At 54.5% G+C, this 25,893-nt stretch carries 23 protein-coding genes; 11 read left to right on the forward strand and 12 right to left on the reverse strand.

Annotated elements, in window-relative coordinates; translation table 11 throughout:
• Nucleotides 1-227: 227 nt before the first annotated feature.
• The 3 genes from IMCC3135_RS11930 (at nucleotide 228) to IMCC3135_RS11940 (ending at nucleotide 3,274) form a co-directional block, all read left to right on the forward strand.
• On the forward strand, nucleotides 228-1,253 hold the full coding sequence (locus tag IMCC3135_RS11930) for a sugar ABC transporter substrate-binding protein (RefSeq protein ID WP_088917814.1): 1,026 nt from the start codon (nucleotides 228-230) through the stop codon (nucleotides 1,251-1,253).
• 111 nt (nucleotides 1,254-1,364) lie between these two features.
• On the forward strand, nucleotides 1,365-2,444 hold the full coding sequence (locus tag IMCC3135_RS11935; RefSeq protein ID WP_088917815.1) for an ABC transporter permease: 1,080 nt from the start codon (nucleotides 1,365-1,367) through the stop codon (nucleotides 2,442-2,444).
• Nucleotides 2,441-3,274 (forward strand): ATP-binding cassette domain-containing protein, encoded by an 834-nt coding sequence (locus IMCC3135_RS11940; RefSeq protein WP_205738010.1) that lies wholly within the window; start codon nucleotides 2,441-2,443, stop codon nucleotides 3,272-3,274. Before IMCC3135_RS11935 ends, IMCC3135_RS11940 begins: the two co-directional genes overlap by 4 nt.
• A gap of 96 nt (nucleotides 3,275-3,370) precedes the next feature.
• Here IMCC3135_RS11940 and IMCC3135_RS11945 read toward each other — a convergent pair whose 3' ends face one another.
• The 6 genes from IMCC3135_RS11945 to IMCC3135_RS11970 all read right to left on the reverse strand — a co-directional run bounded on the left by IMCC3135_RS11945 (nucleotide 3,371) and on the right by IMCC3135_RS11970 (nucleotide 10,192).
• Entirely contained in the window at nucleotides 3,371-5,413 is a 2,043-nt protein-coding gene (locus IMCC3135_RS11945) for an ABC transporter permease (protein WP_088917816.1), read from the reverse strand.
• Nucleotides 5,403-6,428 carry an extracellular solute-binding protein gene (locus IMCC3135_RS11950; protein ID WP_088917817.1) on the reverse strand — a complete coding sequence of 342 codons (1,026 nt, stop codon included), beginning with the start codon at nucleotides 6,426-6,428 and terminating at the stop codon, nucleotides 5,403-5,405. Before IMCC3135_RS11950 ends, IMCC3135_RS11945 begins: the two co-directional genes overlap by 11 nt.
• A gap of 162 nt (nucleotides 6,429-6,590) precedes the next feature.
• The gene (locus IMCC3135_RS11955; protein ID WP_088917818.1) at nucleotides 6,591-7,448 is read right to left on the reverse strand and encodes a metal ABC transporter permease; all 858 of its coding nucleotides are present in this window, start codon (nucleotides 7,446-7,448) and stop codon (nucleotides 6,591-6,593) included.
• Nucleotides 7,445-8,329: a metal ABC transporter permease gene (locus IMCC3135_RS11960; protein WP_088917819.1), complete on the reverse strand. Its 885-nt coding sequence runs from the start codon at nucleotides 8,327-8,329 to the stop codon at nucleotides 7,445-7,447. The genes IMCC3135_RS11955 and IMCC3135_RS11960 overlap by 4 nt, the downstream gene beginning before the upstream one ends.
• Nucleotides 8,322-9,284: a manganese/iron ABC transporter ATP-binding protein gene (locus tag IMCC3135_RS11965; protein WP_269467049.1), complete on the reverse strand. Its 963-nt coding sequence runs from the start codon at nucleotides 9,282-9,284 to the stop codon at nucleotides 8,322-8,324. The genes IMCC3135_RS11960 and IMCC3135_RS11965 overlap by 8 nt, the downstream gene beginning before the upstream one ends.
• Nucleotides 9,281-10,192 (reverse strand): metal ABC transporter substrate-binding protein, encoded by a 912-nt coding sequence (locus tag IMCC3135_RS11970; RefSeq protein ID WP_157735936.1) that lies wholly within the window; start codon nucleotides 10,190-10,192, stop codon nucleotides 9,281-9,283. Before IMCC3135_RS11970 ends, IMCC3135_RS11965 begins: the two co-directional genes overlap by 4 nt.
• A 126-nt stretch (nucleotides 10,193-10,318) precedes the next feature.
• Between IMCC3135_RS11970 and mntR the strand changes: the two genes are divergently transcribed.
• From mntR to IMCC3135_RS11995, 5 genes are all read left to right on the forward strand, one after another.
• Entirely contained in the window at nucleotides 10,319-10,804 is a 486-nt protein-coding gene (gene mntR / locus IMCC3135_RS11975) for a manganese-binding transcriptional regulator MntR (protein WP_088917820.1), read from the forward strand.
• Between the two features lie 2 nt (nucleotides 10,805-10,806).
• Nucleotides 10,807-11,850, forward strand: a complete 1,044-nt coding sequence (gene pyrC / locus IMCC3135_RS11980; protein WP_088917821.1) for a dihydroorotase — start codon at nucleotides 10,807-10,809, stop codon at nucleotides 11,848-11,850.
• Nucleotides 11,851-11,937: 87 nt separating this feature from the next.
• Complete coding sequence (locus IMCC3135_RS11985; protein ID WP_088917822.1) at nucleotides 11,938-12,633, forward strand: orotate phosphoribosyltransferase; 696 nt, start codon at nucleotides 11,938-11,940, stop codon at nucleotides 12,631-12,633.
• Between the two features lie 33 nt (nucleotides 12,634-12,666).
• Complete coding sequence (locus IMCC3135_RS11990) at nucleotides 12,667-13,845, forward strand: amidohydrolase (protein ID WP_088917823.1); 1,179 nt, start codon at nucleotides 12,667-12,669, stop codon at nucleotides 13,843-13,845.
• A 24-nt stretch (nucleotides 13,846-13,869) separates the two neighbouring features.
• Nucleotides 13,870-15,462, forward strand: coding sequence for a cation:proton antiporter family protein (locus tag IMCC3135_RS11995; protein WP_088917824.1), 1,593 nt, complete (start codon nucleotides 13,870-13,872; stop codon nucleotides 15,460-15,462).
• Here the strand turns inward: IMCC3135_RS11995 and IMCC3135_RS12000 are convergent.
• Both IMCC3135_RS12000 and IMCC3135_RS12005 read right to left on the reverse strand, forming a co-directional pair.
• The gene (locus tag IMCC3135_RS12000) at nucleotides 15,446-16,192 is read right to left on the reverse strand and encodes an SDR family oxidoreductase (protein ID WP_088917825.1); all 747 of its coding nucleotides are present in this window, start codon (nucleotides 16,190-16,192) and stop codon (nucleotides 15,446-15,448) included. The genes IMCC3135_RS11995 and IMCC3135_RS12000 overlap by 17 nt on opposite strands.
• A gap of 59 nt (nucleotides 16,193-16,251) precedes the next feature.
• Nucleotides 16,252-17,103 (reverse strand): 2OG-Fe(II) oxygenase family protein, encoded by an 852-nt coding sequence (locus IMCC3135_RS12005; protein ID WP_088921815.1) that lies wholly within the window; start codon nucleotides 17,101-17,103, stop codon nucleotides 16,252-16,254.
• A gap of 122 nt (nucleotides 17,104-17,225) precedes the next feature.
• On the opposite strand from IMCC3135_RS12005, the gene IMCC3135_RS12010 reads away from it, so the two are divergent.
• Together IMCC3135_RS12010 and IMCC3135_RS12015 are read left to right on the forward strand one after the other, a co-directional pair.
• On the forward strand, nucleotides 17,226-18,113 hold the full coding sequence (locus IMCC3135_RS12010; protein WP_088917826.1) for an adenylate/guanylate cyclase domain-containing protein: 888 nt from the start codon (nucleotides 17,226-17,228) through the stop codon (nucleotides 18,111-18,113).
• 36 nt (nucleotides 18,114-18,149) lie between these two features.
• Entirely contained in the window at nucleotides 18,150-19,103 is a 954-nt protein-coding gene (locus IMCC3135_RS12015) for a carbohydrate kinase family protein (RefSeq protein ID WP_157735937.1), read from the forward strand.
• Between the two features lie 83 nt (nucleotides 19,104-19,186).
• Here IMCC3135_RS12015 and IMCC3135_RS12020 read toward each other — a convergent pair whose 3' ends face one another.
• Nucleotides 19,187-21,415: an NADP-dependent isocitrate dehydrogenase gene (locus IMCC3135_RS12020; protein ID WP_088917828.1), complete on the reverse strand. Its 2,229-nt coding sequence runs from the start codon at nucleotides 21,413-21,415 to the stop codon at nucleotides 19,187-19,189.
• Nucleotides 21,416-21,584: 169 nt separating this feature from the next.
• Nucleotides 21,585-21,923: a hypothetical protein gene (locus tag IMCC3135_RS12025; protein WP_088917829.1), complete on the reverse strand. Its 339-nt coding sequence runs from the start codon at nucleotides 21,921-21,923 to the stop codon at nucleotides 21,585-21,587.
• Between the two features lie 150 nt (nucleotides 21,924-22,073).
• Between IMCC3135_RS12025 and IMCC3135_RS12030 the strand changes: the two genes are divergently transcribed.
• Nucleotides 22,074-23,591, forward strand: coding sequence for a DUF3612 domain-containing protein (locus IMCC3135_RS12030; protein ID WP_088917830.1), 1,518 nt, complete (start codon nucleotides 22,074-22,076; stop codon nucleotides 23,589-23,591).
• Nucleotides 23,592-23,650: 59 nt separating this feature from the next.
• On the opposite strand, the gene pncA is transcribed toward IMCC3135_RS12030, so the two are convergent.
• Both pncA and IMCC3135_RS12040 read right to left on the reverse strand, forming a co-directional pair.
• The gene (gene pncA / locus IMCC3135_RS12035) at nucleotides 23,651-24,268 is read right to left on the reverse strand and encodes a bifunctional nicotinamidase/pyrazinamidase (protein ID WP_088917831.1); all 618 of its coding nucleotides are present in this window, start codon (nucleotides 24,266-24,268) and stop codon (nucleotides 23,651-23,653) included.
• A 13-nt stretch (nucleotides 24,269-24,281) separates the two neighbouring features.
• On the reverse strand, nucleotides 24,282-25,892 hold the full coding sequence (locus IMCC3135_RS12040; RefSeq protein ID WP_088917832.1) for an OmpA family protein: 1,611 nt from the start codon (nucleotides 25,890-25,892) through the stop codon (nucleotides 24,282-24,284).
• Between the last annotated feature and the right edge of the window lies 1 nt (nucleotide 25,893).

The raw sequence follows: 25,893 nt of genomic DNA on the forward strand, positions 1-25,893 counted from the left end.
TGCTGATGCAGTTGCCAGCTGGTATTGACGGGTAGTGAGCGTGTGATCAGCGTGATGGTCTGTGGCGACAGGCCCGTCTTGCGAGCGATTTCAGCCCGTGAAAGAGCTTCGTGTGTGTTTGACATTAAATCAGAAATACGTTTCCATGCGAACAGGTTGGCACCGCGGCTTGCAGGATTGCCTCCCACTATTCAAAACACACCACCACCACGTACTGAGGAATAAAAATGCGAATTCTTGACTCGAAAACAGCCATTGCCATTGCACTGCTGGGGGCTGGCGCAGCGATGCCGGCGGCCGCGGCGGACATTGGGGCTTGCCTGATCACCAAGACCGATATCAACCCGTTTTTCGTGAAGATGAAAGAAGGCGCCACCGCCAAGGCAGAGGAGCTGGGCATTATCTTGTCTACTTATGCAGGCAAGGTTGATGGCGACCATGAAACTCAGGTTCAGGCTATTGAGACATGCATTGCATCGGGTGCCAAGGGCATTATGATTACCGCCTCCGACACCGCCGCCATTGTGCCTGTTGTAGAGCAGGCACGAGAAGCTGGTCTGCTGGTTATCGCACTTGATACTCCTCTGGAGCCTATCGATTCGGCCGATGCGACATTCGCCACGGATAATTTCAAGGCAGGTGAGCTGATTGGTCAATGGGCCGCAGCGCAGTTGGGCGATAAAGCTGGCGAGGCAAAAATTGCCATGCTCGATCTGTCTGCCAGCCAGCCATCAGTGGGTGTGTTGCGTGATCAGGGCTTCTTGCAAGGTTTTGGTATCGAGCTGAACGATCCGAAAAGATGGGGTGATGAAACTGATCCTCGCATCATTGGTAATGATGTGACTGCCGGGAATGAAGAAGGTGGTCGCCGAGCCATGGAAAATCTGATGCAAAAAGACCCGGAGGTTAACGTGGTTTACACCATCAATGAGCCAGCGGCTGCGGGTGCCTACGAGGCCTTGAAGGCCTTCGGGCGTGAAGACGAGGTATTGATCGTCTCTATAGATGGTGGTTGCCCGGGTGTTGCAAACGTGGCTGACGGTGTCATCGGTGCAACCGCGCAACAGTATCCTTTGTTGATGGCATCCAAAGGTGTTGAAGCCATCAAGGCATGGGCTGAGAGTGGCGTCAAGCCAGAGCCAACTCCCGGACTCGATTTTTTCAACACAGGTGTGTCTCTGGTCACCGACAAGCCGGTTGAAGGCATTGAATCGATTGATACGAAGGAAGGTGGCGAACGCTGCTGGGGCTGATTTGTAAAGTAGTCATGTAGCTCCTGTTCCGGAACCGGAGTGCCTGATGGGTGCTTCGGTTCCGTTTTCATTTCTACCCCCCTCCGCTTGTTAATTTCGAGGATCCTTTAAATGGTCGATTCAAATCGGTCAGCTGATAGTGGTGCAGAAGCGGGACTGGTCAAGGCCAGTGCCGACACAGTTGCCGAGTTTGATGCTGACAAAAAAACTGCGCTACAGCATATTCAGCACTTCCTGCACGGCAACCCTGCCATGGTGCCGGTCATCATCCTGTTTGTCAGTGTCGTGGCTTTTCGCCTGATTGCCGGTGAGCGATTCTTTACAGCATTCAACCTGTCTCTGATTATCCAGCAGGTGACCATCATCGGTTTTCTGGCCTGTGCCCAGACACTGATCGTTCTCACGGCAGGCATCGATCTGTCGATAGCCGCCATCATGGTGCTGGCCTCGGTGGTTGCTGGCAAATTTGCCGTCATACTAGGAGTGCCCAGCATTATTGCGATCCCCTGCGGTTTTGTCGTGGGCACCCTGGGAGGGCTGGTCAACGGTCTTCTGGTGACGCGGCTGAGATTACCGCCCTTTATCGTGACGTTGGGCACCTGGAATATTTTCTTTGCGCTGGTTATCTGGTATTCGGGATCGCAATCCATACGAAGTCAGGACATTGACAAAATCGCACCGGTACTCAAGATCTTTGGTGAAAGAGTGTCCATCGGTGGTGCCGTCTTCACCTATGGCTCCTTTCTGATGGTCGGGGTTTTCCTGGTCATCTGGTACGTGCTGAACAATACCGCCTGGGGCCGGCATGTCTATGCTGTGGGTGATGACAAGGAGGCGGCTGAACTCAGCGGTATCAATACCAACCGGTTACTGCTTTCGGTTTATGGTGTGGCAGGCTTTATTGCCGGCATTGCCGCCTGGGTATCCATCGGTCGGGTAGGCTCAGTCAGTCCTCAGAGTTTCTACGATGCCAATCTGGATTCGATAACGGCTGTGGTCATTGGTGGTACATCGCTTTTTGGTGGGCGAGGTTCCATTCTTGGCGCCTTGTTCGGTGCCTTGATCGTGGGCGTATTCAGCTCGGGTCTCAAGATTGCGGGTGTTGATGTCATCTGGCAGCGCTTTGCCATTGGTTGTCTGATCATTCTTGCCGTGGGTATCGATCAGTGGTTGAGGAGGGTTTCAGCATGAGTTCGCAGGCAGAGCAGACAATGGGTGCCGCATCGTCAGTGCCTGTGGAAGAGCGCAAGGTTGTTATCAGGGCGAGCAATCTGGTCAAGCACTTCGGGCGAGTCGTGGCTATCGACAAGGCCGATTTCGAGCTGTATGCGGGTGAAATACTCGCTGTCATCGGTGATAACGGTGCGGGCAAGTCAACGCTGATCAAGGCACTGTCGGGTGCGGTCACCCCTGATAGTGGCACCATTGAACTGGATGGTGAAAAGGTCCAGTTTCGATCGCCGATGGAAGCCCGGAATGCAGGTATCGAAACCGTTTATCAGAATCTCGCTCTGTCGCCCGCACTGTCCATTGGCGATAATATGTTTCTGGGGCGCGAGTTGCGTAAACCCGGTTTCATGGGTAAATTGCTGAGAGCTCTTGATCGGCCGGCGATGGATAAAATCGCTCGCGAAAAGCTCAATGATCTGGGGCTGACGACCATTCAGAATATTTCACAGGCCGTAGAAACACTCTCCGGCGGCCAGCGTCAAGGGGTGGCCGTGGCTCGGGCGGTGGCGTTCGGATCCAAGGTCGTCATTCTTGATGAGCCCACTGCGGCACTGGGTGTCAAGGAGTCCAGGCGTGTGCTTGAGCTTATCAAGGAGGTGCGGGATCGTGGTTTGCCCATTGTGCTGATCTCTCACAACATGCCGCATGTCTTCGAGATATCAGACCGCATTCATATTCATCGACTTGGCAAGCGGCTCTGTGTCATCCGTCCTCAGGATTACAGCATGTCTGATGCTGTGGCGATGATGACAGGGGCCATGCCTGCACCTGACATGCCTGCATCTGAATAGTGACGGACTCGAGTGTGTAGCCTGCGGCTGTTCGTGGGTGGTAGGCTGCTCTTCGCTTTACTACCCTGTCCGGCAGGTGCTTATCTGCCGGGTAAATCAGGCATTGCGCAGTGAGGTTTTTGCTGGTGCTGCCTGATCGGCGGTAGTTCGGATCATGCCCGGCTCGTCAATGGTGGTGACACCCGCAGCCTTCAGTTCTCTGGATCGATCGATGGTAGTGGTCAACAGGATGACCGGGGCCAAGCCTGTCAGCACAATCAGAAGGGCTCCGAGTGAAGCTTCTCCAATCAGTTCGTCCGAGGCAAATTGATAGACGTGGGTGGCCAGCGTATCGAAGTTGAATGGACGTAGTACCAGAGTTGCGGGCAGCTCCTTCATGCAGTCGACAAACACCACCAGGGCCGCTGTCAAGACGCCGCTTTTCATCAATGGCAGATGAATGCGTGTCAGGATACTTCCCGAGGAGTGACCCAGAGAACGTGCTGCATCGTCCATATGCGGGCTTATCTTTTTCATGCTGGCATCGACCGAGCCGTAGGCGACGGCCAGAAATCGTACGGTATAGGCAAAGACCAGGGCAAACACGGTACCGCTGAGAAGCAGGCCGGTGGAGAAGCCAAACTGGCTACGCATGAAGGCGTCCAGGGTATTGTCAAAAGTGGCAAAGGGGATGATCACCCCGATAGCCAGTACCGCTCCGGGTACGGCATAGCCCAGGCTGGATACATTTACGCTGGTACGCAGCAGGCGGGTCGGGTGCAGTCGCTGGCTATAGCTGAGCACGATGCCAATGCTCACCGCAGCGATCGCGGCAGTTCCCGACAGCAACACAGAGTTCAAGGCAATCTGTCGAAAGTCGGCTGTCCAGGATTCATCAAAATAGATGATGGCGTAGTCGACCAGCACCCAGGCAGGAATCAGGAAGCCGAATAGTATGGGGAGCAGGCAGGCGCAGAATGCGAAAAAGGCCTGTGTACCACGTAGCTGATGTCGGGTCAGTTTTCGAAAACGAGTGGAGGTTGGCTGGTAGTTCTGTTGGTGTCGACGGCTGATTTTTTCCATGCCAATCAGCATCATCACGAACACCAATAGCAAGGTGGCTATCTGGGCGCCACCACCCAGGTTGTTCATACCTAGCCAGACATCATAAAGGCCGGCAGTCAGAGTCCTGACGGCAAAGTAGTCAACCGTACCAAAATCATTGAGTGTCTCCATCATCGCCATGGCAAGACCGACAACAATGGCTGGACGAGCCATCGGCAAGGCAACTCGAAAAAAGAGGCTCTTGGTAGGGCCGCCAAGTACTCGGGCAGCTTCCAGAACCGAGGCCGATTGTTCCAGAAAAGCTGAACGTGCCAGCAGATAGACATAGGGGTAGAGCACCAATACCAGCATGAGTATGGCGCCGGGTAGTGTTCGAATACGAGGGAACCAGTATTCATTGGCAAGCTTCCAGCCAAACAAGTCCCGAAGAGTCGACTGAACAGGGCCTGCAAATTCAAGCAAATCGGTATAGATGAATGCAATGACATAGGCCGGAATGGCAAAGGGCAGCAGTAGCGCCCAGTTGAACCATGTGCGGCCCGGGAATTCATAGTGGGTGACCAGCCAGGCGCTACTGACACCAATCGTCAGCGTGCCAGCGGCAACCCCGAGCATCAACATCAGGGTGTTCCAGATATAGCTGCCCAATACGGTGTTGACCAGATGGGGCCAGATATTTTCTTGCGGATTGAACGACAGCCAGATAACCGAGAGTATGGGCAGGCAGACGGTCAGGGCGATGAGAAAGGCGATGACAGACCAGCCGCTGATCGAAGGCAGGGCGGAACGTTCACTGACTTCGCGGTGTTGCAGAAAGGCGGCACGAGAGGTTGGTTTGCCAGTGTGGGCTACTGATCCGGTTGTTTTGAGGGGCTCGGAGCTGGATTTGCGATACCGGATTTTTGGTGCCGTAAATTTATTATTGTCCGGATGAACTGCGGTGTTACTGAGTGCAGGAGGCCCTGCCGGGACAAAACGACGGGGTTCCAGTTCCCCGTCGGGCCAGCTGACTACGGTCGGCGTGGCGGCCGGGTAGGCGGCTGAGGATCCCCAGCGCGCCTTGACCCGACCGGTGACGGGTTTGTTAGCCGTCATAATCCACTTCGTCTGCCAGGCGGTAGGCCAGGGCGCGATTCTTGACGATGGCGTTCAGTGAAAGTTCATCGTGTTTGAATTCACCCCAGCTTGCGATCAGATCCGAAGGTTTTACAGCCGGGTTGATCGGGTACTCCTGGTTCAGATTGGCGTACATGGATTGGGCCACATCTTCTGACAGGAACTCGATCAGCTTGACCGCATTTTCCCGGTTGGGTGATGCCTTGGTCAGTATCACTCCACTGATATTCATGTGAGTGCCTTTGCCGTTCTGGTCAGGAAAAATGATGTTGACGGTTTCAGCGGCGGCTTTCTCTTTTGGATCGCTCAGCATTCCACCCATGTAGTAGGAATTGACGATGGCCACATCGCAGGCACCTTCTGCTATTGCGTTCACTTGTGTGCGGTCGCCGCCCTGCGGCTTGCTGGCCAGGTTGTCCTTGACACCAGCCAGCCAGTTGCGGGCGGAGCTCTTGCCATCATGAGCAATCATGGAGGCGACCAGTTCCACCATATAGGGGTGCTTGCCACTACGTGTACAGATACGTCCCTTGAGCTCAGGTTTTGTCAGATCAGCGTAGGTTTCGACAAGGCCGGGTTCCACTCGATCCTTGGAGGTAATAATGATACGAGCACGAGAGGTGAGACCGAACCATTTGTTGCCCTTGTCCCGGAAGTTTTCTGGAATATTGGCTTCGATGACATCACTGTCGAGGCGTTGCGCGATGTCTGACTCGACGGCGGCACCCAGGCTGCCGACGTTGGCAACCAGCATGAGATCAGCGGGGCTATTAATGCCTTCGTTCATCAATCGTTCGATCAATCCCTCTTTGGCGAAAACAGTGTTGACCTTGATGCCCGTTTCGCGGGTGAACTCATCAAAAACCGGTTCTGTCAGAAAAGGCTGACGATGGGAGTAGACGTTGACTTCCTCGGCGGCCGTAGCGGCCGTTGGCGCAAAGATGGCCATGACGAGGCTAGTTGTCGCCAACAGTCTGAAGACGGGTAATTTCATGGGTACATACCGTTCTGTAGAAAATAGTACGGATGATAATACGAATCATTCTTATTATCAATGTAATTATTAACAGAATTGTACCCTATGAAGTGGATCGAGTTCAGATGTTGCAGATCGGCAGGTGCCTGGAGCGAGCACCTGCCTTGATTTATTTGCGCATCAAGCCGTGGTTTGCTCAAGGGGTGCGGTCTTGCGAAGCAGGCCTCGCTGCGGGCCGAACAAGAACACTAGAACGAACACAAGGCTCAATAGCACCACGATGGTGGGGGCCGGAGCACTGTCGATGTGGTAGCTGAGTGTGACGCCAACAATGGTGGTGCTTGCCGCAACCACAATTGACCACCAGATCATGTTCTCGAAACGCCGGGTGAGCTGATAGCTGATGGCGCCTGGGGCTATCAGCACCGATATGACCAGAATGATGCCGACAGCCTTGATGGAGGCGACAATAATCAGTGACAGAATGGACAATAAGCCGTAATGCAGCAGCGTTGTGTTGAGGCCGACGACGCGGGCATGTTGAGGGTCGAAGGCAAATACCAGCAAGTCTCGGCGTTTGACAATGACGATGATGAAGGCTGGAATCGTCAGCGCCGCTGTGAGAGCAATATCGCTCCAGGAGACGCCTAAAACGTCACCGAACAGGACCTGATGCAGGTGCAATCCGGTATCGAGCTTGGTGAACAGGGCGATTCCCAGGGCAAATAGTCCGCTGAAGACGACACCCATGACCGTGTCTTCCTTGAGTCGGCTGTTGTCGGTCAGATAGCCGGTGGAGACCGCACAGAACATACCGGTCACGAAGGCCCCGATAAGAACCGGAATGTTCAGAATGTAGGCAATGACGATGCCGGGCAGTACCGCATGGGATACGGCATCACCCATTAATGACCACCCCTTGAGCACCAGCAGGCACGAGAGTACCCCGGCGGATATGGAAACCAGCAAGGCAATGATATAGGCCTGTTGCATGAAGTCCAGGGTGAAGGGTTCGAGCAGTAAGGTCAGAAAATTCATGGAGCGCTCGTCTGATGTTCTGCATCAAATTCGGCCAGACGCTCAGCCGCACGACGTTTGTTGGCAAGCAGGCCATGCGTGGGACCGAACAGAAAAGCGAGTGTGAATATGAAGGTTTGCAGCAACACGATGACGGCTCCGGTCGCGCCATCCAGGAAATAGCTCAGATAGGCGCCGATTGTGCTGGTCAGGAAGCCGAGCAGGATACTGATCTGGATGAGCCGGCTGAACCGGTCGGTTAGCAGGTAGGCCGTCGCGCCAGGCGTGACCACCATGGCAATGACCAGAAATGCGCCAACGGTTTGCAGGGCGGCGACGGTGGAGGCGCTCAACAAGGTGAAGAACAGTATCTTGAGCCTGCCAGTGCGTATGCCAATGGAGTGTGCGTGGATTTCATCGAAAAATACAACCATGAAATCCTTCCAGAAAACAATGAGACAGCCCAGTGTGATCACGCCGATGATGGCTAGCTGCAAGGCATCAAAGGGGGTGACTGCGAGTATGTTGCCAAACACGATGGTGTCGATTTTGACTGCGGATGGTGACAGCGAAGCCATGAACAGGCCGAGGCCGAAAAAGCCTGTGAAGATAAGGCCGATAACGGAATCGTTGCGCAAGTTCGAGCGTTGTGAAATGAACAGCATTGCGGCCGCTGCCAGTCCACCGGAAATAAAGGCACCGACAGAATAGGGTAGACCCAGCATGTAAGCGCCGGCGACGCCGGGAACAACTGAATGTGACAAGGCGTCTCCGATCAGAGACCAGCCTTTGAGCATCAGATAGGAGCTCAGAAAAGCACAGATGACACCAACCAGAGCACTGCACCAGATGGCATTGACCATATAGCTGTAGCCAAAGGGTTCAAGAAGAATGTCAAACACGTTTGGCAGGCTCCTGCGAGTTCTCGATATCGTCATCACCGTAGAGCACAAAAGGCCGTTCATCATCAGTAATGACTGTCACCTGACGCTGATCATCGTCGTCATGCAACTCATTGCTGTCCAGTACATGAAAGCGCAGGGTGCCACCAAAGGCTTCTGCCAGGTTTTGTTGTGTAAAAACGGTCTCTGTCGGTCCTGAGTCCAGCACCTTGCGGTTGACCAGAACCACCTGGTCGCAGAACTGCGGAACGCTACCCAGGTTGTGGGTTGATACGAGCAAGACCCGGCCTTCATCACGCAGGCTCTTCAGTAAATCGATAATGGCATCTTCGGTGGTGACATCGACGCCCGTGAACGGCTCGTCAAGCAAGATCACCTGGCCTTCCTGTGCCAGTGCCCTGGCCAGAAATACGCGCTTTTTCTGGCCGCCGGACAGTTCACCGATCTGGCGGTGACGATACTCATTCATGTTGACCCGTTCCAGAGCCTGATCGACCTTTTGTTTATCGATAGCTGATGCCCGGCGCAGGAAGCCCATATGACCGTAGCGGCCCATCATGACGACATCCTCGACCAGCACCGGAAAATTCCAGTCAACCTCTTCATTCTGCGGAACATAGGCGACGATATTTCTGGCCAGAGCCCGTCCGGCGGCCTGTCCGAGAATCGAAACAGTGCCACGCGCGACCGGTACCAGGCCCATGATTGCCTTGAACAAGGTGGATTTGCCAGATCCGTTGATGCCTACCAGGGCACAAATGGTCCCGGTGGGGATCGAAAAAGTGGCGTCGGACAAGGCCACATTGCCATTGCGGTAAACGACACTGAGACCCTCGGCCTTGATGCCGCTACCCAGCGGTTCTTCGCTTTGACGAGCCCGCAGAGCTTTGCGCTCGATTTTCAGAGCGGCTTTCGGATCAGCATCGGTGGCGGTCTGTTGTAAAGCACTACTCACTTTTGTAACTCCATGCCTTGTTCAATACCTTTGACAATCGTGTCTATCGTGACAGTGATCAGGTCGAGATAGGTGGGAACGGGTCCATCAGCTTTGCTTAGCGAGTCAACGTACAGGACTCCACCATAATGCTTTCCGGTCTCACGAGCCACTTGTTGAGCAGGTTTGGGAGAGACGGTGCTTTCGCTGAAAATGACCGGTACGTTGTCGGAACGCATCTTGTCGATGACCTGGCGAACCTGTTGTGGAGTTCCCTGGGAGTCTGCATTGATAGGCCAGAGAAACAGCTCTTTGAGACCGAAGTCACGGGCAAGGTAGCTGAACGCGCCTTCACTGCTGGCAAGCCAGCGTTGGTCTTCGGGCAGGGCGTTGATGGCTTCTCTGAGAGGTTCTGTCAGTGCTTTTATCTTGATTTTGTAGGCGGCAGCGTTAGCAGCGTAAGTCGTCGCGTTGTCGGGGTCATTGACAGACAGGGCTTTTTCGATGTTGTCGACATAAATCAGTGCCACTGATGGGCTCATCCAGGCGTGTGGGTTGGGCTTGCCATCGTAGGGGCCATCATTGATGCTCATGGGATCTACCCCATCGCTGAGTACGGCGCTGGGAACGCCTTGCAGGCGTATCAGAAATTTTTCGAACCACAGTTCCAGATTCAGTCCATTCCAGAGAATGAGGTCGGCCTGGCGGGTACGACCGATATCCTTGGGTGTCGGCTGGTAATTGTGGATTTCAGCTCCCGGCTTGGTGACCGATACCACCTCAGCAGCATCGCCGGCAACGTTTTGTGTCATATCGGCCAGAATTGTAAAGGTGGTAACGACTTTTAGTTTTTCTGCACTCCAAGCGGTCGAGCTTGCCAGCAGCATGAGTACCAGTGAAAACGAGGTGACTCTTTTGAGATTCATCATAAGGATTACAAGTTTAGCCTAGGCTTAGTTTATACCTATCGAATAATAAATCAAGTTCGTGGCATAATCTACCCAGGTCATGGCGAATGTCGCTGGCCTGTCCCTCCGGTTCCTTACGATCGAGTCATGAGTACAGAATCTTCAAATCGCTTTCCTGAACGACCGCTTCAGGAGCCTGATGCTCAGGCCGAGGTCTTTGCCGTGGTGCGCCAGGCCCATCAGATGGAATCCACTGAAGATTACGTGGAGCTCATCGACGACCTGATCCGTTCACAGGGTGAGGCCCGTCTGGTGGAAGTGGCGGAGCGCTTGGGTATATCCCAACCTAGTGCCAGCAAGACTCTGGCGCGCTTGCAGCGCGAAGGTTTTGTTACCAGCGAACCCTATCGATCTATTTTCCTGACTGAAAAGGGTAAGGCGCTGGCCGATAGCAGTCGCGAGCGCCATGATCTGGTCTACCAGTTTCTGTTGAGCATCGGTGTCTCAGAGGCGACGGCGAAAATCGATTCGGAAGGGGTTGAACATCATGTTTCGGAAGAAACGCTGGAAGCCTTCAGACGTATCATTCAGGAACGCCAGAATAACGAACCCGGCAACTCAAACCAGGCCTGACCATGCAGATCACATTGACACAACCAGACGACTGGCATTTACACCTGCGCGATGATGACATGCTGTCAGCGGTAATCGGCAGTACTGCACAACACTTTGGTCGGGCTCTGGTCATGCCGAATCTGGTGCCGCCGGTGATCACCGGTCACGATGCGCGGCAATACAGGACGCGCATAGAGCAGGCGCTGCAGGAGCGTGCTCCAGGATCGAGTTTCAATCCCTTGATGACGTTATACCTGACTGATACTACCGATGCAGCCGACGTGGTTCAGGCGGCTGCAGATGGAACCATTCTGGCCGTCAAGCTCTACCCGGCAGGGGCCACAACCAACTCGGCCTCCGGGGTGACAGACTTGCAAAAAGTCATGCCGGTACTGGAGGCCATGGCAGCCAACAATATTGTGTTATGCGTTCACGGTGAAGTGACCCATGCTGATGTGGATATCTTTGACAGAGAGGCTCGGTTTATCGAAACCGTTCTGGAGCCCTTGCGCAAGTCGCTACCCGAATTACGCATCGTGATGGAACACGTGACAACCCGCGATGGCGTGGATTATGTTTCTGCCAACCCGAAGAACCTTGCTGCGACGCTGACAACACACCACCTCATGATCAATCGCAACCACTTGCTGGTTGGTGGTATTCGTCCTCATTATTATTGTTTGCCGATTGCCAAACGCGAAGAACACCGATTGGCTTTGGTCAAGGCGGCAACCAGTGGCGATGCTCGCTTTTTTCTCGGCACCGACAGTGCGCCGCACACGCGCTCCTCCAAGGAAAGTGACTGCGGTTGTGCAGGGGTTTTCAATGCGGCCAATACCATGGTCTGCCTCGCCTCGGTGTTCGAAGAAGCCGGCGCGCTCGACAAGCTTGAGGCCTTTGCCTCATTGAATGGGCCTCAGTGGTATGGCTTGCAACCCAACAGTGCAACCATGACACTAGGCAAGACAGAATCTGCCATGCCAGTTCCCGCACCGGTTGCGATAGGTGATGAATGGGTCATGCCTTTTGATCCGGCGCGTCCCATTTACTGGCAAGTGCTTTAGCTCTCCATCCAGCCCGAGTCTGGCTTGGCCAGGTTCGTTTCGCCGGGGTGTCCCGGGTCCACTTCAAGGTAAAAACCGTAGCGACTCATGTTTAATACCTCATACGCTTCACGTGAAGAAATGGCAGCCATCACGGCGCGCATGCTGCTTGAAATCAAGGCGGTGCATTTCCGTAGCGACGAGCCTTATATCTTCACCTCAGGGCTGGCCAGTCCAGTTTATATAGATTGCCGCAAACTGATTTCCTACCCCAGAATCCGCGCAACGCTCATGGATTTTGCGGTTTCCACTCTGGTCCGCGACGTGGGCTATGAAGCCTTCGATGCCGTTGCCGGTGGTGAGACAGCGGGTATCCCGTTTGCCGCATGGATCGCTGAACGCATGCAGCTTCCGATGCAGTACGTGCGCAAAAAGCCCAAGGGTTTTGGACGTGATGCACGCATTGAGGGGGATATCCGCGATGGTCAACGAATTCTGCTCGTGGAAGATCTGACCACCGATGGCGGTTCCAAGCTCAGCTTTGCTGAAGCTATCCGCGAAGCGGGTGCGCAGGTGGACCATACTCTGGTGGTTTTCTACTACGATATCTTCAAGCAGACACCTCAAAATCTGGACAAGGCCGGTTTACAGCTTCATTATCTGGCTACCTGGTGGGATGTTCTGGCAGCCTCCAGGCTGGCTGGGCATTTCAGTGACGAGACACATGATGCTGTCGAGTCTTTCCTGAATGATCCGGTGGCCTGGTCCGCAGCCAACGGTGGTAACTACCAGCCCAAAAGCTGACCTTTACGTTCATCTTCACCCAGGCTCATTGCTATGAGAAGTACCGACCGTTTGCATAATCTTCTGCCTGAAATCATCCAGTGGCGACGTGATATTCATCGTCACCCCGAGCTTGGGTACGATGTGCAGAGAACGGCGGGGTTTGTTGCCCAGAAGCTTCGCAGTTTTGGTTTTGACGAAGTGGTGGAGGGTGTCGGGAAAACAGGCGTTGTCGGCGTTATCAGGGGGCGTTCACACGAGTCAGGGAAGATTATCGGTCTACGGGCCGATATGGACGCTCTGCCGATTGTAGAAGCCAGTGGTGCGCCCTGGAGCTCTGAAACCGATGGGCGCATGCATGCCTGCGGGCATGATGGGCATACAGCGATGTTGTTGGGCGCCGCCCGAGCACTGGCTGATGCCCGTGACTTTGATGGCAGCGTCGTGTTCATCTTCCAGCCGGCTGAGGAAGGTGGTGCCGGTGGATTGGCAATGGTTGAAGATGAAATGATGGATCGTTTCGGGATACAGGAAGTCTACGGCTTGCACAACATGCCCGATCTTCCGATTGGTGAGTTTGCGATCCGGCCCGGTCCGCTGATGGCTTGTGCCGATGAATTTGACATCGTGGTGCAAGGCCGTGGCGGACACGCGGCAATGCCGCATGACACGATCGATCCGGTCGTGGTAGCCGCACACATCGTACTTGCCCTGCAAAGTATCGTATCGCGTGGGGCCAGGCCAACCGACCCTCTGGTTGTCTCTGTCACAACTCTCGAAGTGGAGGGGGGCGCCTATAACGTTATTCCCCAGAGTGTGCATATGCGTGGAACATTGCGAGCATTTGACGAGAATCTGCGAGTGCATTCAAAGCAGCGGATCATCGATATTGCCCAGCAAAGTGCCCAGGTATTCGGTGCGAGCGCGCAGGTAGATTATCGCGATGGTTATCCACCGACTGTCAATCATGTGCTGCAAACACAATTTGTGATTGATGTTGCGAGCAAGGTGGTCGGCTCTGACAAGGTCGATCCGGATCGCGTCCCCATGATGGCGGCTGAAGACTTCTCCTATATGCTCAACGAGCGGCCCGGTGCATTCATTTTCATGGGTAACGGCGAGTCTGCCAGCTTGCATCACCCTCAGTATGACTTCAACGATGAGGCTATTCGTTATGGCTGCGAATACTGGATGACACTGGTATCAGAGGCCATGCCATTGGCCAACTCATAACGGCAAAAACAGGCGGAGTCGATAATGGAGCCATTGGTTGTAGCGCTGGCCTTTTTGCTTGGGCTTGGTTTTCGAAAGCTCGGATATCCGCCTTTGCTGGGCTATCTGATGGCAGGCTTTATCGGCAATGCTACCGGTTATGGCTCCGCAGAGGCACTCGCGCCATTGGCCGATGCAGGCATTCTTTTGCTGCTCTTCACCATCGGCCTCAAGCTCAATCCTCGTGATCTGAAGCCGCGTTACGTCTGGGCATCTGCGCTATTGCATATGCTCATTGCCGTACCACTGACGGCCGTTGTCATCTATCTGATTGGTAGTGTGTATGAACCGTTATCGTTCGTGCACGGGGCAGGCCCACTGACACTGGCGTTTGCGCTGTCGTTCTCTAGTACGGTTCTGGCTATCAAGCTGTTTGAAGAACGCGGTGAGACAGCCTCGTTCTATGCCTCCATTGCTATCGGTATTCTGGTGGTTCAAGACGTTCTGGCGGTGGTCTACCTGGTGGCAACCTCAGGTCACTGGCCAGATCCCTGGGCATTGATTCTGTTGGCCTTGCCGCTATTCATCCCTGTGTTCAAACGCTTGCTGGGCATGATAGGACATGGCGAGTTGCTGCTGCTTGCCGGAATCGTGTTTGCCTTTGGTGCGGCAGAGCTATTTCAGCTGCTTGGATTGAAGGCGGGTCTGGGGGGGCTGGTCATGGGTATGTTGCTGGCTCGTGCAAGTCCGGGTAAGTCCAAGGAACTCTACGATCAGCTGTTGGGCTTGAAAAACCTGCTGCTCATCGGCTTTTTCCTGCAGATTGGCTATTACGGCATACCACGGCTGGAGCTGGTTTATATCGCCATCGTTCTGGGTTTGCTCATCACTTTGCGGCCCGTCATCTATTTCTGCTTGCTGACGGCATTCGGCCTGCGGGCCCGGACTGGCTGGTTTGCCGGTTTGGCTCTGTTCAATTACAGTGAATTCGGGCTGATCGTGGCTGCCATTGCCCAGCAGGCCGGTATTCTGCGAGAGCAGTGGCTGGTCACACTGGCCTTGAGCATGGCCATTTCGTATGTGTTTGCCATTCCTCTGAATCGCAAGGCACACGAACTGTACATTCGCTACAGCGACGTACTGCAACGGTTCGAGAAACCTTCGAGACTGCCGGAAGAAATCATCGGCTCTCTGGGCGGTGCCAATATTGCCATTCTGGGAATGGGGCGCGTTGGCAGGGCCGCCTATGACACTCTGCGCGAGGCCGGGCATGACAAGGTTGTGGGGGTCGAGGAGAGCTACGCGCTAACGCTGGAACTGACGCAAAGTGGCTGGCCTTGTGTGCACGGTGATGCATCAGACCGGGATTTCTGGGAACGTACCGGACTGGCAAATTGTGAGTTGATTCTGGTCAGTCTGAGCAATCACAGAGAGCACGTGCGTATTGCCAGACTGGCACGGGAGCTGGGCTTCGAGAAGACCATTGCTGTAGCTACACGCTTTCCGGATGAAAGCGTGGAGCTTGAGGCGCTCGGTTGTGTGACCTTCTACCGCTACCAGGATGTGGGAAGGGAGTTCGCCAGACACACGTTGAGCGCCTGCTCAGAGCTTGCCGAGCAACCTAGCCTCGACCGATAAACGGCATATTGGTTGCCATGATGGTCATGAACTGGACATTTGCGTTCAGTGGCAACGAGGCCATATTGACGATCGCATCAGCGACGTGAGCAGTGTCCATGGTGGGCTCCGGTTTGATGGAGCCATCCGCCTGAGGCACGCCCGAGCTCATCTGTTCTGTCATGTCGGATGCGGTGTTGCCAATGTCGATCTGACCACAGGCGATATTGAAGGGGCGGCCATCCAGTGACAGTGTTCGAGTCAAGCCAGTGATAGCGTGTTTTGAAACCGTGTAGGGCACCGAACCGGGCCGAGGGACATGGGCAGAGATAGAGCCGTTGTTGATGATTCGACCACCCTGAGGGGACTGTTTGCGCATCAGGGAGAAGGCACCACGGGCAGTCAGGAAAGCACCGGTCAGGTTGACGTCGATAACCTGTCGCCATTGATCCACGCTCAGTTCATCGATGGTCATGGCAGGGACGTTGGTGCCGGCATTGTTGAACAGCACGTCCAGTCTGCCGTGGGTGGATTCGATCTTTGCAAACAGTTCATCGACTGAATCCGGTTGCGTGACATCGCAGCTGATCACCGTCATGCGATCGCCATGAGCGGACAGGGACTGTGTTTCGAGCAGAGCGGATTCACGTCGACCGGTCAGTACAACATGAAAGCCTGCAACGGCCAGTGCTTCGGCTGATTCTCGGCCAATTCCCGAGCCTGAGCCTGTAACTAGTGCAATCTGAGTCATGATTTCTTTCAGTGAGGTTGGAATGGGGACAACGGTTTCTGGATGCGCGGGGGGCTGCGTTATTTCTTGTCCGAGCTGCGCAGCTCGGACAGTCGTTCCTGCAGGTAGGAACCCGCAGTATGGCGATCGGAAAGCACGACATCAGGGCGCGGGTGCAAGAACAGAGGCAGGCTGATACGAGCTCGACTGGAGTCGTGGCCCTCAGGGTTGATGACCCGGTGGGTGGTGGACGGAAAATAACCGCCGGAAGCTTCTTGCAACATATCACCGATATTGATGATCAGGTTACCAAAATCACAGGGGACGTCGAGCCAGCTGCCATCCTGTGCCTTGACCTGTAAACCAGGTTCGTTGGCAGAGGGCAGCAGAGTCAGCAGGTTGATGTCCTCGTGGGCGCCTGCGCGGATAGCGCCCGGGTCCACGCCCTCTTCGATTGGGGGGTAGTGCAGAACACGCAGCAGAGTCTGTGTGCTGCCATTGATCATGTTTGACAAGGGCTCGCGAAAAAGGCAAGACACCTCTGCAGGGGTCTGATTCTCAACCCAGCCCAGCAGGGTCGCTGCAAACTTGATGGTCTCTGCGTAATAGGCCTCGATTTCGGCCTTGAGAGACTCAGGGCATCTGCCCCAGGGGTAGTAGTGAAAATATTCCTTGATATCACGCACTGAATGACCCTTGGCAGTTTCGGCCATCGCGCGGGGAAAGAAACCGTCGTATTTTTCCGGATCAAACAGGAATTGGTCTTTTTCATCACTATTGAAGAACTCAGCCCAGTGCTTGTAGATATTGCTGACTGTATCTTTCGATATCGGATGATTGCGCAGGACACCAAATCCGGTGTCGCGCAAGGACTTGACGAATTGTTCTTCCGCATCGGCTGCGGTGTAGTCTACTGCGACGAGCTCTACCATAAGACTGACCATCAAAAGCAAGGTTGACAGGCTCTTGATGATAGCAGCTACGCCCGCTGGCAGGCCCCTTGCGCTACCATGCGTATTGGAGCCCGTATGACCCAACTTTTATAGCTGATCGCATGAGTGCTGAGCCGCGCCCGCTGACTATTCTCTTCGCTGATATTGGCAGCAGTGCTGCTTTATACGAGCGCGTGGGTGATGCAGAAGCTTACCGCCTCATTGCTGACAGCTTGACGCGCATGAGATTGGCCGTTGAGCAGAGCGGTGGCAAGGTTCTGCGAACAGTCGGTGATTCAGTGTTGGCCAGTTTTGAGCACAGCGATGAAGCTTTTCTGGGGGCGCGGGCTATCCAGCGAGCCCATCAGGATATTCCCCTGGCAGTTCGAATCGGATTCCACACCGGTTCGGTCATACCCGATGGCGGCGACGTCTATGGACATGCCGTCAATATTGCTGCTCGCGTGGCCGCTTTTGCCCGGGTCGATGAAATTGTGGCGACTGCAGAGGCCGTGCAGCAGCTCTCAAGTGTGCATCAGTCGTTTGTTTCCAGTGCAGACTCGATTGAGGTGCGAGGTACACCCGAAGCCGTCGTCGTACATCGTCTGCAATGGCAGGAACAGCCGACGGCCGTCACTCAGCTGGCCTCGCGCGAGGAATACGAAAAGGTTCAGGCCCATGATCTGCGATTACGAATCTGTCATCAGCGGGTGGTCCTGTACGCAGGCTCCGAGCACATCGATGTCACGCTGGGTCGTGCCAGTGATAACGATATAGCGGTAGCCAATGATGAAGCCAGTCGGCATCATGCGAGTATCCGTTACCGCTATGGACAGTTTCTGTTGCATGATGAGAGTACCAATGGCACCTATGTCAAAAAGGACTCGCTGGCGCCGTTTCTGGTACGAAGGGACTCGATTGTGCTGGATGGCACCGGCGTTATCTGCCTGGGAGCAGTGCCTGGGCAGAATGCGGCGGAACTGATTGAATTCGAGTTACTGCAAAACTGAATGACCTTACATAAAAATATTGGAGATTCACCGTCCATGTTCATTAGTTGTGGCGATATCCTTGTCGACCTTTTCAGCCAGCCCACGGATACTGCTGGCAAAGTGGCCTTGCAAGGCCATGTCGGAGGCTCGCCTCTGAATGTGGCTATTGGCTTGTCCCGGATGGGCAATCAGGCAGGCTACCTGTGCAAGAATTCCGTTGATTTCATCGGTCAGCAGATTGCAGCCTATCTGGAGAGCAACCAGATACTCCCGGATTGGGTGTTGCCTTCAGAGCTGAACAGCACGCTGGCGATGATCAAGACCAATCCGGATGGTTCGGCCAATTATGCCTTCTACACCGACAACACCGCTGATCAGTCCATGACGGTGGAGGATCTGCCCGCCGCATTTCCTGAGTCGCTGGATTTGTTGCACTTTGCTTCCTATTCAACCGCCGTGGGCGCTACCAGTAAGGCGCTCAAGGCACTGGCTCAGCGCGAAGCGGGTCGGCGTGTCATCTCCTATGATCCTAACCTGCGTCCCAGTGTCGAGCCGGATATGGACATCTGGCGTGAGTCCTTCACCGCATTTTCATCGGTTGCTGATTTTGTCAAAGCCAGCGATGAGGATATTGGCTCTCTGCTGGGCAGTGGCAAATCGCTGGAGTCCTTTGCTGTTGACACACTGGCTGCTGGCGCCAGTGTCGTTGTTGTCACGGAAGGTGGCAGTGGTGCAACCATCTACAGCGCCGATGGTCGACAATTTCGCTCTAAATCTCTGAGTATCAAGGTGGTGGATACCGTCGGTGCGGGCGACACCTTTCAGGCTGCCAGTCTGCATTGGTTGAAAGCCAATGGCTGCATGATTGCCGGCAAGCTGAATGTGGCCGATGCGGATCTGGAGGCTTGTGTGAATTTTGCAGCGGTTGCTGCTGCCATTACCTGTACCCGGCATGGTGCCGATTTACCCAGTCTGCAGGAAATAGAGGCTGGGCTGGTCGCAATCTGAAGCTCTGCCGAGCACCGTCATGCGGGGCGCTTGCCCGACGAGCAAAAATGCCGTCGGGCAAGTCCCTTTCAATGGCTGAATGCCTAGAAGCGTGCCAGAATCTGGTTGAATGTCTGGCTAGGTCGCATGATCTGCTCGCACTTGGCAATGTCCGGATTGTAGTAACCGCCAATATCGACAGGTTTACCCTGTACCGCCACCAATTCTTCAAGAATGGCTACCTCGGCTTCTCTCAGGGCCTTGGCCAGCGGTGCGAAATGCGCCTGTAGCTGCGGATTGTCACTTTGCTGCGTGAGCGCTTCGGCCCAGTACATGGCAAGGTAGAAATGGCTACCTCGGTTGTCCAGTTCATTGACACGTCGTGATGGTGATTTGCCTTCGAGCAGCAGCTTGCTGGTTGCCGCATCCAGGGAGTCAGCCAGAGTCTGAGCACTGGTGATATCGGCATTGATGGCAAAATGCTCCAGCGAAACAGCCAGTGCAAGGAACTCACCCAGTGAATCCCAACGCAGGTGATTCTCTTCAACGAGCTGTTGTACATGCTTGGGAGCTGAGCCGCCTGCACCTGTTTCGAACATGCCACCGCCTTGCATCAGAGGTACGATCGAGAGCATCTTGGCACTGGTGCCCAGTTCCAGAATCGGGAACAGGTCAGTCAGGTAGTCACGCAATACGTTGCCGGTGACAGAGATGGTCTCTTCACCGTTCTTCAGACGAGCCAGTGTAAAGCGAGTTGCCTCTTCAGGTGACATGATGCTGATGGCAAGACCCTCAGTGTCATGATCCTGCAGGTAGGTATTGACCTTGCTGATCAGCTGACTGTCGTGTGCACGTTTGTCATCGAGCCAGAAGATGGCAGGGCTACCCGTGGCGCGGGCACGAGAAACAGCCAGTTTTACCCAGTCACGAACCGGTTCGTCCTTGACGTTGCACATGCGCCAGATATCACCAGTCTGCACTTCATGGCTCATCAGGACAGTGTCGCTGGAATCCACTACCTGAATGGTGCCGTCTGCCGGTATTTCGAAAGTCTTGTCGTGAGAACCATACTCTTCAGCCTTCTGTGCCATCAGGCCGACGTTGGGCACAGTACCCATGGTGGCAGGGTCGAAAGCTCCGTTGGCACGACAGAAGTTGATCGTTTCCTGATAGACGCCGGCGTAGCAGTTGTCAGGAATCAGTGCTTTGGTGTCCTGCAATTGACCACTGCCATTCCACATTTTTCCCGACGTACGGATCATGGCTGGCATGGAGGCATCGACGATGACATCACTGGGCACATGTAAATTGCTGATGCCCTTGTCCGAGTTGACCATGGCAAGAGCAGGGCCTTTCTCGTAACAGGCTGCAATACACTGCTTGATAGCTTCCTGTTCGGCGGCTGGCAGAGACTCAACCGCCTCCAGTACACTTCCCAGGCCATTGTTAGGATCAGCGCCAGCGGCGGCCAGCGTCTCGCCAAATTGTTCGAACAACTCGGCAAAGTAGGCGCGTACAGCATGTCCGAAAATGATGGGGTCCGAGACTTTCATCATCGTGGCTTTCAGGTGCAGTGACAACAATACGCCTTGATCCTTGGCTTCATTGATCTGTTCGATCAGAAAACTGCGCAATGCCTGTCGGCTCATGAAGGTTGCATCAGCAATTTCACCGGAGAGCACGGACAAACCGGATTTGAGTACCGTGATTGAACCATCCGCTGCGACATGTTGAATGCGCAGTGTGTCATCACTGGCCATGGTCACGGATTGCTCGTTAGAGTAGAAGTCTCCAGAGCTCATATGGGACACATGGGAGGCCGATTCACTGGACCAGGCACCCATGGCGTGAGGGTTGGTACGGGCATAGTTCTTGACCGCTGCGGGGGCGCGTCGATCGGAGTTACCTTCACGCAGGACGGGGTTTACGGCGCTGCCCTTGACTCGGTCGTAGCGTTGACGAACATCCTTTTCTTCGGCAGTGCTGGCGTTGTCAGGATACTCAGGTAGATCGTAGCCCTGTGACTGCAATTCGGCGATTGCGACCTTGAGCTGCGGGATGGAGGCACTGATGTTGGGCAGCTTGATGATATTGGCTTCAGGCTGGGTAGCCAGTGAGCCAAGCTCGCTCAGCGCATCATGTGTCTGCTGTTCAGCCGTCAGGCGGTCGTTGAACTGGCACAGAATGCGGGATGCGAGGGAAATATCCCGCGTTTCCACGGAAATGCCTGCCGCTCGGGTGAAGGTCTGAACAATGGGCAGAAAGGAATGAGTCGCCAGAGCAGGGGCTTCATCCGTAAGTGTGTAAATCACAGTAGGACTGCGGTCGGTCATTGAGAGCTTCACCGTGGAGGAGGGAACTCGCAATGGTCGTACTTCTGCCTGTCAAAATCAAGTCATGGTGGCGTCGATGCGGTTGATTCACAGCATTTGTGGAGCTACCGCAGACAATCGAACGGGGTCTTGAAGGGGTCGGTATCGAACCCTTCAGAACCAATGATTATCAAGCATCGAGAGATGTCAGCAACTGCATGCGATGTTTGGGGCAAGCGTCAGAAGCCGTAACCTTGCGAGTGGCGGGCTCTATTTCAACCTGAATACCGTGGTTGCCAAGCAGGATGGACTGCGGGGCTTCGGGGTTACCGCCCGCATCCAGAAACTGTGACGGAGTTTTCAGTGAGGTAGTTGTGCCATCTGCCTGAATGACAACCAGATGTTCAAAATGCACGAGATAGGCGATAGCGGTGCCGTGAGACCCTTGCGACAGTGGGAACGTTGAATCAAGCATATCAACGGATTGTTCCCAGCTGGCTGAGGTGCGAAATGGTTGGTTGGTACCCATGGCTGTAACTCCTGCAACTTGTGATTATGTTATGTCAAAGGTGCTGTTCCCTGACTTCATGTATACAGTAGCGGCAGAGCCACAAGATTTAAACTAAAATTTCACTGTAGAAATTTCACACTGTTTATTTCACAAAATAGCGGGTGTCCCATGACAAGTGCTTCTGCGATCCGTAATGCCCATTTTCTGGGTACCAAAATCAGAAATCTGCGCAAACGCAATAATCTGACCATGGACGACTTGTCGGCCCGCTGTGTGAAAGTCGATGCCGAGTCGGCGCCTTCGGTGTCCTATTTGTCGATGATCGAGCGAGGCAAGCGGCACCCGAGCGAGAAGATGCTGGGTGTGATTGCCGAGGTTTTCCAGAAGGATATCCGCTGGTTTCTCGACGATGTGCCTGATGAAGTGTCCATGGCGCCTGACAAGGGAAGCCGCGGCGGTATGCGAGGCATGGCGCTGGAGCCCGGGTTTTTGTTTTCCAGAGAAATTCTGCAAAACGCCATTCCGGAAATGCTGTCGCAGACAGGGGTCTCGGGTCGGCAGTTTGCGCACTTGCTGATTCGGGCGCATCAGGAAAACAACCAGAACCACTTCCCTGAGCTGGAACGCGCTGCGGAAGCGGTGGGTAAAAAACAGATGCCTATCAGTCTGGATGCTCTGACTGAAATCTGTAAAAACATGGGCATGAGCATCAAGTGGTTTACCAAGGTGCCCAAGACGGCATCCGCCAGCATGCTCTTGCGCGACAAGATGGTGGTGCGCTCGTTTTTCGAGGCGCCCTCAACGATTCATGTCAACAAGCTGATGCAGACCCAGCCTGCACGATTGAAATACGAGCTTGCCCTGTATATCGGTCACAAGGTTCTGCATGACGGAGACGGGGTCAAAAGCATCGCAACCACCGGGCCCGGCGACAGTGATGTCATGCGTGATACCGGCCTTGATATTGAGACTTCCAGTGCGGTTGATGCGCAGGATATTGTCCACGCCTGGCGAGATTTCGAATGCAGCTTCTTTGCAGGAGCCTTGCTCTGCCCGAAAGTACCTTTTCGGCGCTTGCTGGAGCAACGCGCCCACGATATCAACGTCAGCAGCATGCTGGAGGTAACCACCTCGGTTGTCATGCGGCGGATGACCGTTGTTTCCTCATACCCGCACTGGCATTACTTTGATGCCTATCCCCCTGGTCGTCTGTTGGCGGTTTATCGCGGCAACGGCATTCCTCTGCCCTGGGGGAATATGCGTATGGTGCAGGACCCGTGTCAGCATTGGGCTGTCTTTCGCATGATCAATTCGAACACCGACGAGGCTTCCGCGCAAATCTCGGTGATGGATGTGGGGTCGCAGCCGCGTATATTTTGCTGCGAATCGGTCAACGTCAATGACCTGTCCGGTAACAAGCATGTGTTGTGTGCCGGTATTGATGTGAACCCGGCATTGGAAGCACAGGGAGCTGATGCAGCAGGATTGGCGCAAAGTCTGAAAGCTGCGTGCAATGCCAATGGCGGATCGGTGGAAATTCCAGCCGCTATCCGCAAGGAGCTTCAGCAAACCGCCAAGCTGTTGAATATCGAATGGCTCAACCGAGGAATAGAGAAGCAGGCGCGCATGATCTGCCCGCGAATCGGTGCCTGCCCTCGGACACCGAGTTGTCATGCCGGCGTCTAAGGTAAGCCGGCAGCAATATTAATCAGGCAGCAAGGGGGAGGGGAAAGCCTGTCTCTGGGCTAGATAAGGCTCACGCCCGCTTCGCGCATGGCCTGGCGAGCCGTTTCATTGGATCGGTTCAGATCTATGCCACGGCAGCCTTTTTCCAGTACCAGCGCCTCGAAGCCCTCACGGCGTGCATCAATTGCCGAAAAGCGCACACAGTAGTCCAGTGCCAATCCCACGCAGATCACGCGATTCACCGCGCGTGCCCGCAAGTAGCCGCTCAGGCCAGTCGTGGTTGTATGATCATTTTCATAGAAGGCGGAGTAGGAGTCGATATCGTGTCGAAAACCCTTGCGGATGATCAGCTGCGAAGAATCGGTCTGTAGCTCCGGGTGAAAGGCTGAGCCGGTGCTGCCTTGAACGCAGTGATCCGGCCACAGGGTCTGTTCCCCATAAGGCAGCATGATGGCTTCGAACGGTTGTTTGCCAGCATGCTGGCTAGCAAAGCTTGAGTGTCCTGCGGGATGCCAATCCTGAGTCAGAACGACAGTGCCGAACTGCGAACTCAGATGATTGATAAAAGGCAGGATGGCTTCTGCATCAGGCACGGCAAGTGAGCCTGCGGCACAGAAATCGTTTTGTACATCAATGATCAGCAGGCAGTCGTTGCTCTGAATTTCCAGATTATCCATGACCGGTTTGTCGCTATGGTTGCGCTGCGAACAGCACGACGATACGTTGCTGAGCATCGCCGGCATCGTCAGGCAAGACGGCCGTAGCAGCATCTTCACCCAGTCCGCTCAATGCCTTTATCTTGGTGTAGTCGAAGCCATTCTTGACCAGATAGGAGCGTACATTGGTGGCGCGTTGCAGAGCTAGTTGCTGATTGTAGGTGACAGAGCCAAGCCGGTCGGTAAATCCGAAGATGGAGACGCCGGTAGTGCGGTTCTTTTCCTGGGCAATGAAAGAATCGAGAACGGTTGCGGCAGCATCAGTTATATCGACACTATTACGATCAAAGTAGATCTTGTATTGCACGGCAGCCTGTTCCTTGCCAGTGCGTAAATCTTCCTGCGTAACATAACCTCTGGAGTTCGGTTGATCTGCGTCTTGTGCAGCACCGGACAATGAAGTGGCAATTTCCGGATTAGTGTTGCTGATATCCTGTAGCCGTCGTTCCAGTGCCAGAACCTGTGATTCCAGGGCAGTCTGGAAATCCTGCGCATTGCTTGCTTCAGTGGAGGTAGCGGGCAAGCTCTCTACGCGAGCTTCCAGTTCGTCTACGCGAGTTCGCGTCGTATTGAGTAGCTCCTGCAAGGCGGCGGCATTGTCGCTGACTACGCTGGTTTCGAACTGTGATTGCAGTAGCGCCAACTGATCGCGAATTTCTGCCTGTACAGTTTCGATGGAAACAGACTCACCGGCGGTCTCAAGCTTCGCCAGGGATCCGTTCACTTGTGTGAGTCTGCGCTGAGTGGCGGCATTTTCCTGCTGCAGTTGTGTGATCAGGGTTTTTGCTTCATCCAGCTGACCATTCAGAGCATCAATCTTGCGGGCATCTGAATTTGCGGTGGATAAACGGGATTCCAGCAACTTCAAACGTTGATCCAGCGTTGATGAAAGAGCGTTTACTGCCGCATTACTCTGAGCCGCATCTGAGCTGCCTTCTGCGGCTGTCGCATTGCCTGCGGCAAGTGTATCAAGGCGCAGGCCAATCGCTTCGGCCTGTTCCGTGGCATCTTCGACCTTGTTGCCCAGCGCGATTTCCAGAATGGCATTGTTGCGTCGCTGCTCGGTAACCATCTCGCCAAATGAGTTCACCAGGTTCTTGACTTCACCGAGCCGCACCTCGACTCCCTGTTCGTCGAGCCGCCGAACCAGCAACTCCAGGCGGCTGTCTATCGCGTTGATTCTGACGACGTTTGCTTCTGCATTGGCCAGTGCATCCTGTACCGAAGTCGCCAGTTCATTATTATCTGAATTTGTACCGTCCGATTGCGCCGCATCCGGTTCTGAGACTGAAACGGGCTCCGGTAGTGGTTCCGGGGCTGCCTCGGTATCTGTATCGGGGATCCGCTGCACCAGGGACTCTTCTATCTGCGCCAGACGAGTTTCCAGTGCCGACAAACTCTGGTCTGAGTCAGTCTGGGAAGTTGTGGGGGTGTCTCGCACTGTCAAGGCGCCAGCCTTGAGGCGATCGATCACGTTGCCAGCCTGGAGGCGGGCGTCATCCAGGCCGCCTTCCGGGTTCTGCGATTTCCAGATGCCTGCCCCGAGGACCAGACCCAGCAGCGCAAGTATGAGCAGTTTCTTCATT

The organism is Granulosicoccus antarcticus IMCC3135 (assembly GCF_002215215.1).
In the GTDB taxonomy this organism is placed as follows: Bacteria; Pseudomonadota; Gammaproteobacteria; order Granulosicoccales; family Granulosicoccaceae; genus Granulosicoccus; species Granulosicoccus antarcticus.